15 protein-coding genes are annotated in these 17,175 nt (G+C 31.5%); all 15 read right to left on the reverse strand.

The features are described 5' to 3' along the window. Positions 1-14 precede the first annotated feature (14 nt). Entirely contained in the window at positions 15-1,478 is a 1,464-nt protein-coding gene (locus CLOPA_RS19480; protein ID WP_015617143.1) for an aryl-sulfate sulfotransferase, read from the reverse strand. Positions 1,479-1,544: 66 nt separating this feature from the next. After that, positions 1,545-2,891 (reverse strand): nitrogenase component 1, encoded by a 1,347-nt coding sequence (locus CLOPA_RS19485; protein WP_015617144.1) that lies wholly within the window; start codon positions 2,889-2,891, stop codon positions 1,545-1,547. Position 2,892: 1 nt separating this feature from the next. Further along, positions 2,893-4,311, reverse strand: a complete 1,419-nt coding sequence (locus CLOPA_RS19490; RefSeq protein ID WP_015617145.1) for a nitrogenase component 1 — start codon at positions 4,309-4,311, stop codon at positions 2,893-2,895. 132 nt (positions 4,312-4,443) lie between these two features. After that, positions 4,444-5,652, reverse strand: a complete 1,209-nt coding sequence (locus CLOPA_RS19495; protein ID WP_015617146.1) for a radical SAM protein — start codon at positions 5,650-5,652, stop codon at positions 4,444-4,446. Positions 5,653-5,691: 39 nt separating this feature from the next. After that, positions 5,692-6,483, reverse strand: coding sequence for an ABC transporter ATP-binding protein (locus CLOPA_RS19500; RefSeq protein ID WP_015617147.1), 792 nt, complete (start codon positions 6,481-6,483; stop codon positions 5,692-5,694). Positions 6,484-6,495: 12 nt separating this feature from the next. After that, the gene (locus CLOPA_RS19505) at positions 6,496-7,326 is read right to left on the reverse strand and encodes an ABC transporter permease (protein WP_015617148.1); all 831 of its coding nucleotides are present in this window, start codon (positions 7,324-7,326) and stop codon (positions 6,496-6,498) included. A 33-nt stretch (positions 7,327-7,359) separates the two neighbouring features. Continuing rightward, a complete protein-coding gene (locus tag CLOPA_RS19510) occupies positions 7,360-8,361 on the reverse strand; it encodes an ABC transporter substrate-binding protein (protein WP_015617149.1) in 1,002 nt (333 codons plus the stop codon). A gap of 261 nt (positions 8,362-8,622) precedes the next feature. After that, positions 8,623-9,414: a sulfatase/phosphatase domain-containing protein gene (locus tag CLOPA_RS19515; protein WP_051115673.1), complete on the reverse strand. Its 792-nt coding sequence runs from the start codon at positions 9,412-9,414 to the stop codon at positions 8,623-8,625. 84 nt (positions 9,415-9,498) lie between these two features. Next, a complete protein-coding gene (locus tag CLOPA_RS19520) occupies positions 9,499-10,632 on the reverse strand; it encodes an anaerobic sulfatase maturase (RefSeq protein WP_015617150.1) in 1,134 nt (377 codons plus the stop codon). A gap of 140 nt (positions 10,633-10,772) precedes the next feature. Beyond that, positions 10,773-11,570, reverse strand: a complete 798-nt coding sequence (locus CLOPA_RS19525) for an ABC transporter ATP-binding protein (RefSeq protein WP_015617151.1) — start codon at positions 11,568-11,570, stop codon at positions 10,773-10,775. 272 nt (positions 11,571-11,842) lie between these two features. Next, positions 11,843-12,877, reverse strand: coding sequence for an ABC transporter substrate-binding protein (locus CLOPA_RS19530; RefSeq protein ID WP_015617152.1), 1,035 nt, complete (start codon positions 12,875-12,877; stop codon positions 11,843-11,845). Positions 12,878-12,930: 53 nt separating this feature from the next. Next, a complete protein-coding gene (locus CLOPA_RS19535; protein ID WP_015617153.1) occupies positions 12,931-13,713 on the reverse strand; it encodes an ABC transporter permease in 783 nt (260 codons plus the stop codon). 15 nt (positions 13,714-13,728) lie between these two features. Beyond that, positions 13,729-14,562, reverse strand: a complete 834-nt coding sequence (locus tag CLOPA_RS19540) for an ABC transporter ATP-binding protein (RefSeq protein ID WP_015617154.1) — start codon at positions 14,560-14,562, stop codon at positions 13,729-13,731. A gap of 41 nt (positions 14,563-14,603) precedes the next feature. After that, on the reverse strand, positions 14,604-15,638 hold the full coding sequence (locus CLOPA_RS19545; protein ID WP_015617155.1) for an ABC transporter substrate-binding protein: 1,035 nt from the start codon (positions 15,636-15,638) through the stop codon (positions 14,604-14,606). Positions 15,639-15,991: 353 nt separating this feature from the next. Next, positions 15,992-17,170 (reverse strand): methionine adenosyltransferase, encoded by a 1,179-nt coding sequence (gene metK / locus CLOPA_RS19550; RefSeq protein ID WP_015617156.1) that lies wholly within the window; start codon positions 17,168-17,170, stop codon positions 15,992-15,994. Positions 17,171-17,175: the final 5 nt, after the last annotated feature.

The raw sequence follows: 17,175 nt of genomic DNA on the forward strand, positions 1-17,175 counted from the left end.
ACCATTGCTAAGACTTAATTATTTTCCTCATCTAATTCTTTATTTGTTATAACACAAAAATTAGATTCATCTCTTCCTCTATATTCTTGAGTTCCATTTACCTCAGTTTCTATTTTACGCCCTAAGCCAGCTGCTCCTGGAACTCTAAAAGTATTTTTATCAAGCTTATTTATAGCTGTCTCTACTGGTTTATCTAACTGTGGTACCCATTCATAAGGCACTCTATAAGCTCTATAAACCATATTCATTTTTGCCTTACCTTTACCATCATAAGGACTTATATATTCCCAAACTATTTCATGTTCTTTTGTAACTTCAAATATACGACCATCTGAGCCTTCTGTTATAAGAGTATTACCATTTGGTAAACGCTGTGCATTACTTATAAATGGACTATAAAATCTAACAGAATCTAAAGGTTCTATAAGTCCAGCTTCTTTAGGTGTATATTGCCATACAATTTTTAAGGTTATAGGATCAATTTCAAGTACTCTTGAATAATCCCTATGAACATTTTTGATACCATTTGGTGAACTTGGATTTGGAGCACCATATCCACCCCATCCACCGTTATCAAATATAAGTATATTACCCTCTCCTGGTAATCCCTTAGGTATTAAGTGTACATTATGCTGACCTATTATCCATCCTAAATTAATAAGTTCTTCACTTGTATCATAATGTGGTCCTATTTTCCAAACAATTTTTCCTGTTTTCTTATCTATTATTGCTATAATGTTTGCTTCCCTGCTATCAAGAATAATATTTTCTGGACTGAACCTTTCGTCTCCATTATCAAACCATTTATTTGGTCCAAGTAATGATATTGAGTTAATATGAAGCCAATCTCCTACACCATTGTCACCTAAAGGTCTTATATTAGGATCTTTATATATAGTAGTTTTAGCTGCTTCGTCAAAACCAAATTCATCGAAATGCTCATTTGCTCTCCATTCCCAAACAATTTTTCCATCCCAAGTAACTTCAATAATTTTATCATCTAAAAGAACCTTATCAGATATCGCAGAATTTTTAACATTTTCATGTGTAAGAATAAAAGTATTACCTTTGTCCACTTTTGGAGCTAAATCAGGTGCATAGTACCCAACTGGATTACCTTCTCTTTGATAATCATGATGCTGTCTGGCTATCCATTGAGACTCTTCACCAGGGTCCTCTATGAGTTCAGTTTTGTTAAATTTCCAAACAACATTTCCTTCCCAATCTACCTGCACCAAATCAATCAAATCTTGAAATCCATATTTAGGATTTCGCTCACCTGTACTACCTAGTACATATCCACCTGGAAATAGTTTATTTGGAAATCCCCTTAAATTTCTCCACAATTTAACTTCTTCACCATTCATACTTATTAATAATGCACCTAAATCTGCTGCCTGAAAAATAGTGTAGCCACTCCATGCCTTTTTAGGGTTATAAATTGTAACCCCGGTTGGGTATATAGTTGGATATCCCATGGTTATTACCTCCCCATAAAATTCAATTACTTTATCTATTCAGCACCATTATTTCTTAATCTAAAATTACGATATTAAACTTTTATCTAAAGGTTCAGCCTTAAAATTGCGAATTAAAGTACCTAAATCCTCTAATAAAGTAATTGCTCCTTTAAAACCTATATGCGTCTTGTCTAAAACAACACTATTCCAAATTGGAAAAGATATATGCTGTAATGGTATATTTAATTTAGAAGCAATTTCATTTTCTATAGAACTTCCAAATAATAATTCAATTTTGCTATCCTTAATAATATTATTAATTTCTCCCCTATCATCAGTAAAATACAGTGCTATTTCTGTTTGTGGTAATAAATTATTAATTTCATTTCTTATTTTATTTAAATAAGATTCCTGTGGATTGTCCGTAATGATAACAGTTTTAGGTATTAATCCTAAAGAATTCACTAAAAACCTACTTATTCCTATTACACTGGAAGATTCTCCTACTATGGAAAACTCTTTTTGGAAATTATATTCAAAATAAAACTCAGATATATTATTTAAATAATGATTTATTTTGTTTTCCTCAAAATTTATAAATTCATCTACATTTTCTTCATTTAAATTTACTTTATTAGCTACTTGTCTTATAAATAAGCTTGTATCATCATTACCAACAGGCAAACTTTGAAAATCTAAATAAGGGATGTCATATTTTTCTTCTAAATATTTTCCTATCTCTTCACCCCAAGGAGAAAATACAATGTTCAATTCTGCTCTAGGTATATCTTTCCACTGCTGAACACCTTGACCAAATCCAAAAAGAGTATTAACCTTAAGTCCAATAGCTTCAAGTAATCTTTTTAATTCTAGAAGATTTCCCTGCCAGTATACATCTTGTTTTGGAACTATCCCAAATATATTTACAAGACCATCAATTTTTTCAGAAGATAAATCATAAAGCTTAGGTAGTCCATTAATTATAGTCTTAACTGCTATTTCATATCCATTATAAATACTTCCTTTAAATCCTGGTGTATTAGCATTTATAATAGGATACCCTTGCTCTTGTGATTCTTTTGTCATAGCAGGTATATCATCTCCCACAAGTTCCGTAGTACATCCACCTAAAACTACATATAGGTCACTCTTTATAATTTTTACTGTATTCTTTATTTGCTCGCGAAGCCTTGAGGTTCCACCAAATATAACTTGCTTCTCAGTAACATTAGTAGAAGGTAAAGCTGTACCTCCAATGTACCCACCACCATTACATCCACTTACTTTGTTAACTCCAAGATGCTGCTGTAATCCACACCCAGCAGTAGAATGTAAAATAGGTACTGCTCCTCCTATTTCCTGTATTGTTTCGATTGCACCATGTAATAGGCAACTATTACGTGATGCTTCAATAGAATTAATATCTCCCATATTACTTTACCTCCTGCTTAATATACCAGTTTGAACTTTTTTTATACCAGCTATCTTCATAAGGTATATTTTTAATTTTTCTTAATCTATCAACAAAAAATTTATTTTTCAACGCCTTCTGAATTTGACTAATAAACCTTTTTACTCCTTCAAACCCAATTATATTTAAATTATCAATAGCAATAGCAGGAATACCAAGCCTTGCTGCCAGTGAACTCTTATAGCTTAAACCCACATATAGATCAGGTTTTACTTTATTTAGAATGTTTGCTTCTTCAAAATCTTGACCATCTGCTATGTGTATTTTTATATTTTCATCTATTAGCTTAAATTCTTTTAATTCATCTTTATCTAACTTGTCTATATGATCAACTGTTAATCCTATTACATTTCCTCCAAACTCTTCTATGGATTTAGCAACACTAAATCCTAATCTGGTAGGCAAACTAATATATACATTTATACCATTTAAATTATTTCTATCAGTATATTCTTTAGATTCACTAATAGTTTTAGAAATTACTTCTTCTGTTCTTTCTTTTAATCCTAAAGCTTCTCCTATAGTATAAAACCAATCAGCTGTTCTTTTTATTCCAACCGGAAGCTGTGGTTGTAGAAATGGAGTATCATATTTTTCATTTAAAGCTTTTAACAGATAATCACTATTGTCACTATCTATACCCACTGAAAGAGCAGCCTTAGACGCCTGCTCAATATTTTTTAAATTTGCAAAGCGTGGTAATATATTTGCTTTTATTCCAATTTCACTCAAAATATCTTCAATTTCATCTAATTCCTGCTGATTTTCATGCACTGAAACCAAATTTATTAGATTTGGTTCATTATTATGTTCTTCTTTATCTGCAACTAAATATTTCACAAGGGAATGGAATACCAAATCACTCCCCAGTACACTACTTTTAGACTTGAATCCATCTGAGAAAATAGGAACAATCTTAATATTTAATTTTGCTTCCAGTTCTAAAATTACTGCTAAAATGTCATCATTATTTATGGCAACTACTGGAGTAGCCACAATAAAAATAACATTGGGTTTATACCTTTCCTGTAATTTTATAACAGCTTCTCTTAGCTTTCTTTCCCCACCCAGTATAGAATCTTTTTCATTTAAATTAGTTACAGCCCAATTAGTGCTAATATCTTTAGATAAAAAATCTAATTGAACAGCACTGCATCCTGATGGTCCATGAATTACTATTGCAGCATCTTCTATTCCATTAATTGCTTTCAAAGTATATATAATATCATCAAAAGTAGTCTGAGAAAAAGTTCTTATCCTCTGCCTAGCATCTTCCTTTTCTATATCTTCTAATAATAAATCTACATTTCCTAAATATGCACTTAATGTATTTAATCTTTTTTCTCTAATTTGAGGTCTTTTTGTAGATAAAAGTCCCATGTATATTCCTCCTGACATTCTTTTATACAACCTAAAAATATAATAATCAATTTTAAAAAAATTCAAAAATAAATTCTGTTGTTATAATTTATAAACAGAATTTATTTTTTCTTAAATATATTTTAATTAATCTTAAACAACTTTAACCTTTTCTTGGAATACTGGTAATAACTCATCATTTATTTTATATAAATCATGGCATAAAGTTGTTGGCGCTGCATTGCAATCATATAATTGATCGTAAGTAAATCCTGCTTTCCTGTATATATTATAAACTTTATGAGCCATATCAAGATGCCAAGCAGGTTCTGGAGTACGATGACCCTCTAATTCTGACCCTGGATTTGGGCACCACGCAGCTACACCACATATAACTCCTTTGGATGCAAGATATTCAACTCCTTCTAGCGTAGAAGCTTTAGGCTCAATTCCACCAACTATATTGGATCTTACTCTTCCATATCCAAATACTTTAACTGCATGTTCCAGTGCTTTAACCCAATGTTCCCATCCACCGCATTCCTGCTCTTTACCAGGGCAAATTGTTTTAAAAATATTTTTATCCCAAATTTCAATATTAATTCCAATGGTTCTATATCCAACTTCCTTATATCTATCGATAACCTCAAGATCTGCTGGAGCTCCTATAACACCAGTACCATTAAAATCTTCTAATCCAGTATGTTCTTTTATAGCTTCAGCTACATCAATATAATAGTCAACTTCTCTCCTCTCTGGAACAAATCCTCCACTTATAGTTATATGTTTAGCACCATTTTTATAAGCTGCTGCTGCTGCTTCACCAATTTGCTTTGGGTACTTCCATTGTATATTCTGCTTTTCTCCATAAGTATCTTTTGTAGCATTTATATTGCAATATTTACAGTCCAATCCTTTTTCCTTTAAAGAGCACTCATTACTATAGGATACAAAAATAGTGCCTTCTCTATTATAAGTAGCTACATGAGACATCTCTGTACCATCAGTTGTTTTTAATTTATAGTATTCAGGTCGACTTAAAAATTCGATAGGAAACACTTCGTTACCTTTATAAGTTAAATAATACTTATTTCCATCGTAATTGATAGCATAATTTGATCTTCTATCCCATCTAAAGGCTATTTTCAAGCCATTTGGTGAAGTAAAGCCCACAGGAAACTCTATACCTGCATGTGGTTCGTGATCATATTCAAATAATGTGTGTATCTGTTCTTGATATTTACTATTGCTTAATCCTAAGTTAAGGTGTTTAAATATTGCAGGATTAACGTCAATTCCTTCAACCATTGCTGCATTTTTAATTTCTAATTCTTTATACAATTGATTTTTTATATCACTCATTTTTTTAATTCCTCCTAATTTATAAATATATATTAAAATTTAAATATAATACTCCACAGTTGATTCAGAATTACCAAAAAATTCACCATAAATTTCATTCTTAATCTTTATATAATCGTAATTATTCCTTTTCCTAGGTCTTGAAATATTTACGTCTATTATCTTTTTAATTGTTCCAGGACGACTTGACATAACAACTACACGATCAGCTAAAAAAATGGCTTCATCAATATCATGTGTAACCAGAATCATAGTTGTTTTATCTTTTTCCCATATTTTTAATACCTCCTGCTGCATGTTCATTCTAGTAAAAGCATCTAGGGCACCAAAAGGTTCATCAAGCAATAATATATCAGGATTATTTACAAGCGCTCTTGCTATACTCACACGTTGCTGCATACCACCAGATAACTGAGAAGGATATGCCTTTGCAAAATTTTCTAGCCCAACTAGCTCTAAATACTTTTTAACAATAGGTTTTTTCTCACTTGAACCAAGTTTTTCCGGCAATCCAAATTCAACATTCTTTTCAATAGTAAGCCAGGGAAAAAGCCTAGACTCCTGAAAAATTATTCCTCTGTCAACGCCAGGTCCATTTATAGGTTTTTCTTTCAAATGCACATTTCCTTCATATTGTCTTTCAAGTCCGCCTATGATTCTAAGAAGAGTACTTTTACCACAACCACTGGCTCCAACAATACATATAAATTCATTTTTCTCAATTTCTAAATTAATATTATTAAGAACTTTTACTTCACCAGAATCTATTGTGAAATTTTTATATAGTCCTTTAATTGTTAAAGCTTTTTCATAATTTTTTTCTAACTGCATAAAAACACCTCCTTAATCTTGTATACTGGTATTCCATCTTAAAACTCTTTTCTGTATTATCTTTATTAAAGTATCTATTAAAAGCCCAATAATTCCTATAGAAATAACACCTACAATCATCACATCTGGCTGTGATAACTCTCTTGCATAAGAAATCAAATAACCTATACCCGAAGAGGCCGCAATAAGTTCCGCTCCAACAACACTCATCCAAGCACTTCCTATTCCTATTCTAAGTCCAGTAAATATTGAAGGCATTGCAGATGGAAAAATAACTTTTAATAAAACTGTTGCTTTATTTTTCTCAAGTATTTCTCCAACTTCCAAATATTTTTTATTTGTGCTTACAATTCCATGCACTGTATTAAGTAAAACTGGCCAAAATGTACCTATAGCTATGACCGTTACCTTAGATATTTCACCTATACCAAGCCAAAGTATAAGCATAGGCACCCATGCAATTACAGGTATTGGTCTTAATAATCCAATAAGAAGAACTATGGATCTTTCAAATTTTCTTATCAATCCCATTAACGTTCCTATTGAAATCCCAAGAATACAGCCTATGGCATATCCCTTTAGTACTCTTATCAAACTCACCACTAGATGTTTCAACAATTCACCACTTTGGGCCATTTGCACCAATGTATCCCATATAATAATCGGAGAAGGTAATATTGATGGATTAATAAAACCCTTATCACTAAATATTTCCCATAATATCACAATCACTACAGGAGTTAAAAACATCAAAATATAGTCCAATGCCTTTGAAATATTTCTAGTTATATCTTTTTTTTTAATTTTTTTATTTTCTGGCTTTTTACTTTCTAGCTTCAACATGTTACCTCTCCTTTATTGATGTACATATCTTATTTACTTAATCCCAGCTTTTTTTAAATAACTTCTATCTATTAAATCAGTAACCTTAACATCTTTTCTTATAACATTATTCTCTTTTAAAAATTTTGTAGTATCATCTACAGATTTCACTTCTTCATCTGTAAAATTGATATCCAATATATTTTTATCAAATATTGGTTCTAATGCAGATGGACTTATCCCGGTATCTTTAGAAACTATATCAACTGCTTCTTTTTTATTATCTTTTATCCATCTTGCAGATTTATCAAGAACTTTCAAAAGACGTACTGTTACATCAGGATGTTCTTTTAAAAATGAATTTTTTGCTATAATAACATTGACATTATTTTTATATCCTGTACCATCTGTAACTATTTTTGCTGAACCTGAATTGACTATTTGGGTGATATTTGGTTCCCAAGTAACTGCCGCATCTATACTATTAGAAGCTAAGCTAGATTTTATATCTCCAGGTTGAAGGTTGACTTGTTGAATATCAGTAATCTTTAATCCCACTGATTTTAAGTATATGTATAAAAGCTGCTGCCCTACAGATCCAATAGTTACACCTACCTTTTTACCTTTTAAATCCGCTAAAGAATTTATACCTGATTTACTTGTTGCAAGCAGTGCATTTCCTTTTTCAGTACTGTTATACACCGCAATAGCTTTTATATCCACATTATTAGCTTTTGCTTGAATTGCAGGTTGATCTCCAACTTGACCAAAATCAAGTCTTCCTCCTGTCATTGCCTCAATTAGTGGTGGTCCTGAAACAAACTTTTCAAATTCAAATGTGATTCCATCCTTTTCAAATTCATCTTTAAGCCATCCTTTATCTCTTGCCACAACAATTTGAGCATGACCAGGCTGATATCCAAATTTTATAACTATAGGTGTTTTAACTTTACTTGCTGATAAATTTCCACTATTTACTTTTCCTGAGCATCCTACAAGTGTTATTAAAGATATTACTAAAGTTCCTAAAAAAAAATTTTTTGAATATTTTTCCACGTTAATGCCATCCCCCTTAAATTTTGCCTAAGATACCTAGCTGTCTAATAAACTTTTTATTTCACTTTTAACAATAAAAAGAGGCATTCAAAAAAATTACTTTTTTTTCGAATGCCTCTAGTTTTTCTAGTCAGCAGTTATTTCCAAGTATTCATATCAATATTATATGTTTTAATTTATAATAACCCTTTCAATTAAACTTGTCAATAGAAAATAAAAAGAAATTAAAAGTTGACTAAATTGTTTTTTTATTTTAATCATCTATTCAAAAATATCCATCTCCGCACTTAAACATTCCAGAGTATTAACTATTGCATTTTTAGGCTTTGGCACTCTTCCAGAAAGGATTGGATCCTTCGTCTCCTTCATCCATTTATCAAGCTGTTTAGATAGCACATGATATACTTTTTTATATCTCTCCTCTTCTACAAGATTTACCCTTTCTACTGAATCTAAATAAAGATCAAAAAGCATTTCTCTTTCCCTTCTATCCTCTAAGTATCCAGATTGAATAAGAAAATCCTTGCTTAAGCCATCGTCTATATTAGCTGGAACCACCGTCTCATGGCTATCATAAAACTTAATTAGTTTATACCTCTCAGTGCGTATACACCGCATTGGTTCATATGCTGCATGAAAATTAACTTCAGAAAATAATTCATTTCGTATCTTCACAGCGCTTCCTTCTAAAAGTGGAAGCATAGACTTTCCTTGCAGCCATAAAGGTTTCTCAAGTTTTAAAATCTCACAAATTGTGAGGAAAATATCAATTTGGGAAATCAACGAATCCACTGCTTTACCTTTCATTCTATTACCAGGATATCGGATTATCAACGAAACTCCAATTTCAGTATCATACAAATTACATTTCATTTTTCGAAATGCAATTCCATGATCGGTTGTATAAATTACTATTGTATTTTCATCCAATCCAGATTCTTTTAATGATTCCATCACAATTCCTACACACTCATCAGCGACAGCTACGGAAGATATAAATCCCGCCATATCTTCCCTATTTTGCTTATTATCATAAATTGGAAAAGGCGGCATCACATAATCCTGGTTAACTTTGCAATTAATTTCAGTTATTTTATTTGATTCTATTGGTGCAGTACCTGATGCCCTAAAGTACTTTTAATTAATCCTTCTATAATTTCTACTTAATCTATATGCTAACCCATATATTCTTTCTTCCGTATAAGCAAAAAACTCTTTAAATGCTGAACAGTAATAATTCAACTGAAGTTCTTTCCCTTCTAATGACTCTCTATTTCTCCTACATCCACCTCTACATAATGCAAAATACTGACAATCAACACATTCCTTATTCACATGTGTTGATACTTCTACGAATTTTTTAGCAACAGTAGAATTACGTAATTCTTCAAAACCGTGAGATTTTATATTACCTAAAAACCATTCATCCGTAACATAAAAGTCACAAGGATAAACTCCTCCATCAGCTTCAAAAACGTAATAGCACACACATTGTCCCATCATTCCGCAGGATTCAGCAGGATATCCCATTGCCATTTGAATCAAATTTCCAAAATACCTGATATCTAAAATATCGTCATTAATAAAATCCTTATACCAAAGATCAAACAAGTTTTTAAGGAAATATGCATACCTATTAAGCTTAAGTGAATAATCATATCTGCCAGGCTCCTCATCTAAAGGGTCAAGACAAGGTATAAATTGTAAATATCCGAAATTGTTTTTTTTGAAAAAATTATATACCTTGTTTATATGTCTTGCCAAATAAGAAGTAACAACACACAAAATATTGTATTCAACCTTATATTTATTAAAAAGTTTTATAGTTTTCATTACAGAGTAAAAGGATCCATTATTCTTAATATCTATCCTCGATAAATCGTGTATATCTTTATTTCCATCTAAAGATATCCCTACTAAAAACTTATTTTTTACAAGAAATTGAGCCCATTCATCATCTATAGCTATACCATTTGTTTGTAATGTATTATTTATTTTTAAATTTTTAGTGTTATATTTTTGTTGAAATTCAATTAACTGCTTATAAAAATCCAAGCCTACTAGAGTAGGTTCCCCTCCTTGAAATGCGAAAGTACAAAATTCATCAGCATACTGAAGGGATTTTTTAACAATTTCCTCCAGAACATCTTTATTCATAAATCCATATGATTTAATGTTTCTATTTTCACTTATTGAGTGATAAAAACAATATCTGCATCTTAAATTGCAATCGCTAGAAGACGGCTTTATTAGTATACTTAACGGCGGCACATTTTTCACCTCTTAAATATATGTAAATTATGATAATTTCTATTTACATGAAAATAGTGGTAATTTAATTATTAACCACTATTAATATAAAATTTTACCACATGTTTTTAACTTATAATTATATAAATGTTTTCTTATATTTAAATTCTTTCACCACCCTTATCAACTGTCTCTTCAAATTCATATAATAAATCTTGATACAACTCATTAAATTTACTGCTGGTTACATTTCTTGGATAAGGCAAATTAACATCATAAGTTTTATAAATTCTAGCTGATGGTGATTTAGACATAATTCCTATCCTTTGTCCTAATAAAATTGCTTCTTGAATATCATGAGTAACAAAAATAACAGTTTTTTTAGTTTCACCCCATATTCTCACTAATTCTTTCTGCATGACTCTTCTTGTCTGCGCATCTAAGGCTCCAAAAGGCTCATCCATTAATAAAATTTTAGAATCATTTGCCAATACTCTTGCCAGTTGAACCCTCTGCTTCATGCCACCTGAAAGCTCATGTGGAAATTTTTTTTCATGCCCTGATAATCCGACCAAATCTATGTATTTATTTGAAATTTTACTTCTTTCTTTTTTATTAATTTTTTTCATTTTTAAACCAAATTCCACATTTTCTTTTACAGTAAGCCATGAAAAAAGTGAGGCATCTGGATGTTGAAATACTACTGCCCTTTCTCTACTTGGTCTATCAATATCTTCACTGTCCACAGCTAATTTACCATTAGTCTTTTCAATAAATCCTGCAATTATATTCAATAATGTAGATTTACCACAACCACTTGGCCCTAACAGAATAAAAAATTCACCACCATTTAAATGAAGATTAATATCCTCAATTACATATTGTGATCCACCTTCTGACCACTCATCACTGTAACTTTTATTTAAATTCTCAATTACTATTGAATTATCTTTTCCCATTTATCATCACCCCAAAACAAATTATAAGTTCTAATGAACTAATATTCATATGTACTTATTCAAATTATTAAGTCTTTTTATATTATCATTTTATTTTTTTAATTAAAGCTAATGACAGCTTATCAAATATTATATCTAAACTTTATAAGAAAATCCGCCTCTTAACTAGAGGCAGATTTTCCACAATTCCACTTTAATTACTATTTTTCAAAGCTAGTCCTTCTTCAACTCCTAAAATACTATATGTAACAAACACCATAGCTACTAGCTTCTTACTTAAAATTATCAGGATTATACGTAAGCTTTGATGGAAGGGACTGCTTCAATGGGTCTGTTACTATTTTATCTTTTAAATTAAAACCACCCTTAATTAAATTGTTCTTTGTAGCATAATCATAAACATCTTGCAATTGTTTAACATCATCATCATTCAAACGGATATCTTGAGTAGAATCTTTTAATGATCTTAATACTCCATCCTTAGGTGCATGGATTACATTAGCATCAATTTCAGCTGCTGCTTCTGGATTTGCATTTATAAATTTTGCAGCTTCATCTAAAGCCAATATTATCTTTTTAGCTGCTTCTGGTTTTTCCTTTAAAAGTTTATCCTTTACTATTAAGAAACCACGTGATTGAAAAGGTATATCGGCTTGAGTTCCTATAACCTTAGCCCCTGGAGTTTGTACCACTTTGTCAAGATCAACTCCACCAAAAAATCCTCCTTTGATATCTCCTCTTTCAAATGCTGCTATTTCTTCAGCAGTTGATGTAAAACCTTGTATTTTAACTTCATTTGATTTTATATTATATTTTTCTAAATATCTAGCTAGAGCATACTCACCTACGGTAGCCCTCGCAACTCCAATAGATTTTCCCTTTAACTGTTCTGGAGAAGTTATACCATCACGTGCTACATACTTGGTATTCTCAGCTTTACCAGTATTAAGGAAGCTTAAAAGTCTTAAATCTCCACTGTTAAATCTTGAAAGAGCCGCAAAATCTGCTGCTAATCCTACATCAACCTGATCTGCCAAAGCTGCATTTATAGTATCAATACCATAAGAAAAATTAACTAATTGTGGTTGTATTCCATTTTTAGTAAAATAACTCTTTGCATTTGCTACCTGAAATTCTATAGAAAATGCACTTGCATCTACACCAAATCTTACAGGTATTGGCTTTTGACTTCCACTAGTACTGTTATTATCAGCAGAGGATTTTGCACCACTATTTCCGCAACCTGTAACTATTAACATTATTCCTACTATAAATACCGCTATTAACGATAATTTTTTATTTTTCATCTTTTTCTACCCCTTTTATCCTTTTGTTTAATATATAAATTTTCTTTTATCCACTAAGCAGCTCTTTTCAAACCACCTTTTCTGGTAATTCCGTAATTTTTAAAAACTACTCCTGCTACAACTCCTAAGACCTTATCTGTAAAAAAGCCCATTAATCCTAATGAAATTAATCCAATAAATACCCACTCAGTTTTAAAATACAATCTTGCAGTCCATATAAGATAACCTATTCCCTCATTTGCAGCAAGCATTTCAGCTCCTACAATAGCCGCAAATGAATTACCCATAGCCAATCTTACACCTGTAAAAACATGAGGAACAGAAGCAGGTATTATCACATTAAATAATATTTGGCTTTCTGATGCTCCTAAGCACCTAGCTGCTCTTATCTTTTCCTCCTGAATATTAGCTACTCCTACTGACGTATTTAACATAACAATAAAGGTAGTTGCATACATTATTAAAACAATTTTTCCTGCTTCTCCAATACCAAACCATAGTATAAACAATGTTATAAAACCAATTGCAGGCACGAATCTAAAGAAATTTAGAATAGGTTCTACAAAAGACTTCACAGCTTTTATCTTTCCAATTAGCAAACCAATTGGTACACCTATGAGACTTCCCAATACCCATCCAGTAAGTACCCTACGAAAACTTATAAAAATAAATTTAAACAAAGTTCCGTCCTTAACCAACTCATTTGCGCCTGTTATAACTGCTAGAGGTCCTGGTAAGAAATCAGGTCTGGAAAAAAGTGAGGCAATTTCCCATACTGCAATTATAAAAATCCAAGATATAATCCCTAATTTAAGCAATTTACCAAAATATTTCATTTATTTAACCCCCTATTACAATACACTTACTTTTGGTTGATAATAATTACTCTTTTCTGTGTTTAATTGTTCATGTTTTGGTTCATCTTCAAATTCAGCTAAAAGATTTCTATACTGCTCATTAAATTTAGTACTTGTCACATTTCTTGGATAAGGAAAATCAACATCATAAATTTTATAAATACTTGCAGAAGGAGACTTTGACATAATACCTATTTTTTGTCCTAATACAAGGGCTTCCTGAATATCATGTGTAACAAAAATAACGGTTTTTTGGGTGTCAAGCCATATTCTAACTAATTCCTTCTGCATAATACGTCTAGTCTGTGCATCTAAGGCTCCAAAGGGCTCATCCATCAATAATATTTGTGGATCATTTGCCAATACTCTTGCCAATTGAACTCTCTGTTTCATACCACCTGAAAGCTCATGTGGAAATTTTTTTTCATGACCAGATAATCCAACCAGCTCTATATATTTACTAGATATCTTACTTCTCTCTTCTTTACTTATTTTTTTCATTTTTAAACCAAATTCCACATTTTCTTTAACATTAAGCCAAGAAAAAAGTGAAGCATCTGGATGCTGAAATACTACTGCTCTTTCTCTACCTGGTTTATTAACTTTCTTATTGCTAATTAATACATTCCCATCAGTTTTTTCTATAAATCCCGCAATTATATTTAATAATGTTGATTTACCACAACCGCTTGGTCCTAGCAGAATAAAGAACTGTCCACCATCTAAATTAAGATTAATATCCTCTAAAACATATTTAGACTCATTTTTTGATGATTCATTATAACTTTTATTTAAATGCTCAATTACTATGGAATTTTCTCTTGACATTTTATCATATCCCCCTTGTATAAAATTTATGGTATAAAACTCTATTTAAAATTATCAGGATTATACGTGAGCTTTGATGGAAGGGCCTGCTTCAATGGGTCTGTTACTATTTTATCTTTTAAATTAAAACCACCCTTAATTAAATTGTTCTTTGTAGCATAATCATAAACATCTTGCAATTGTTTAACATCATCATCATTCAAACGGATATCTTGAGTAGAATCTTTTAATGATCTTAATACTCCATCCTTAGGTGCATGGATTACATTAGCATCAATTTCAGCTGCTGCTTCTGGATTTGCATTTATAAATTTTGCAGCTTCATCTAAAGCCAATATTATCTTTTTAGCTGCTTCTGGTTTTTCCTTTAAAAGTTTATCCTTTACTATTAAGAAACCACGTGATTGAAAAGGTATATCGGCTTGAGTTCCTATAACCTTAGCCCCTGGAGTTTGTACCACTTTGTCAAGATCAACTCCACCAAAAAATCCTCCTTTGATATCTCCTCTTTCAAATGCTGCTATTTCTTCAGCAGTTGATGTAAAACCTTGTATTTTAACTTCATTTGATTTTATATTATATTTTTCTAAATATCTAGCTAGAGCATACTCACCTACGGTAGCCCTCGCAACTCCAATAGATTTTCCCTTTAACTGTTCTGGAGAAGTTATACCATCACGTGCTACATACTTGGTATTCTCAGCTTTACCAGTATTAAGGAAGCTTAAAAGTCTTAAATCTCCACTGTTAAATCTTGAAAGAGCCGCAAAATCTGCTGCTAATCCTACATCAACCTGATCTGCCAAAGCTGCATTTATAGTATCAATACCATAAGAAAAATTAACTAATTGTGGTTGTATTCCATTTTTAGTAAAATAACTCTTTGCATTTGCTACCTGAAATTCTATAGAAAATGCACTTGCATCTACACCAAATCTTACAGGTATTGGCTTTTGACTTCCACTAGTACTGTTATTATCAGCAGAGGATTTTGCACCACTATTTCCGCAACCTGTAACTATTAACATTATTCCTACTATAAATACTGCTATTAATGATAGTTTTTTATTTTTCATCTTTTTCTACCCCTTTTATCCTTTTATTTTAAATTATAAGCAAAAAAAGCCTTTCCCCTTAAACAGAGGCAGACTTTTTCCGCGATTCCACTCTGATTACCATGCATAAATAAAACATAGTATCTCATATAAAGTACAACAATACTTTTACGCTATAACAGGCGTACCTGCTTAAATCTACTATAATTCAATCCAGCGCTCCAGGATGCACTCCCATTAAGCTCTATTTAAAGTTCCTCTCAGCCTTTGAGAACTTCTCTCTAAAAATTTTACTTAATATACTTCTTCCCTTCATTACATTTAACACTAACTATATTGATATTATTTTCATTAGGCTTATTTGAATAATTGGTTTATAAATATTTTTTTATTTCCTCTACCTTATCAAGTCTCTCCCATGGCAAATCTACATCAGTTCTTCCAAAATGCCCATAAGCTGCAGTTTGTTTGTATATTGGTCTTCTCAAATCAAGATCTCTTATAATAGCTGCAGGTCTCAAATCAAATACTTTTCCAACTATTTCTACTATCTTTTCTTCTAGAATCTTTCCTGTTCCAAAAGTATCTACAGTAATTGACACTGGTCTTGCAACTCCAATTGCATATGCTATTTCTATTTCTAACTTTTCTGCAACTCCCGCTGCTACTAAATTCTTTGCAACCCATCTTCCAGCATAAGCTCCTGATCTGTCTACCTTTGTTGGATCTTTTCCTGAGAATGCACCGCCACCATGTCTTCCGTAGCCACCATATGTATCTACTATGATTTTTCTACCTGTTAATCCAGAGTCACCTTGTGGACCTCCTATTATGAATCTTCCTGTTGGATTTATAAAATATTTTGTTTTGTCATCCAACGAATTTTCTGGTACTACAGCTTTTATTACATGTTCAATAATATCTTCTTTTATTTGTTCTAAGGTAACATCTGGACTATGTTGTGTTGAAACTACTATAGTATCTACATGAACAGGTTTATCATTTTCATCATATTCAATAGTCACTTGAGTTTTACCATCTGGTCTTAAATATTTAAGTGTACCATTTTTTCTAACCTCTGATAGTCTTCTTGAAAGTTTATGGGCTAATGCTATTGGTGTTGGTAAATATTCTGGTGTTTCAGTAGTAGCAAAACCAAAAACCATTCCTTGATCTCCAGCACCTATAGCTTCAATCTCATCTTTTTCTCCTAATTTTGATTCTAAAGCTTCATCTACTCCTAAGGCTATATCAGCGGATTGCTCATCTATTGATGTTAATACTGCAAGAGTACTAGCATCAAAACCATATTTTGCACGATTATATCCTATTTCATCAATAGTTTTTCTAGCTATTTTAGGAATATCTACATAAGCACTTGTAGATATTTCCCCTACTAGTAAAACTAAACCTGTAGTAACTGTAGTTTCTACAGCAACTCTACCATTAGGATCCTTTTCAATTATTGCATCTAGTATTGAGTCAGATATTTGATCTGCAATTTTATCTGGATGCCCTTCAGTAACTGATTCTGATGTAAATAATCTTCCCATTTTAA

This window comes from Clostridium pasteurianum BC1, from assembly GCF_000389635.1.
Classification (GTDB): domain Bacteria; phylum Bacillota; class Clostridia; order Clostridiales; family Clostridiaceae; genus Clostridium_I; species Clostridium_I pasteurianum_A.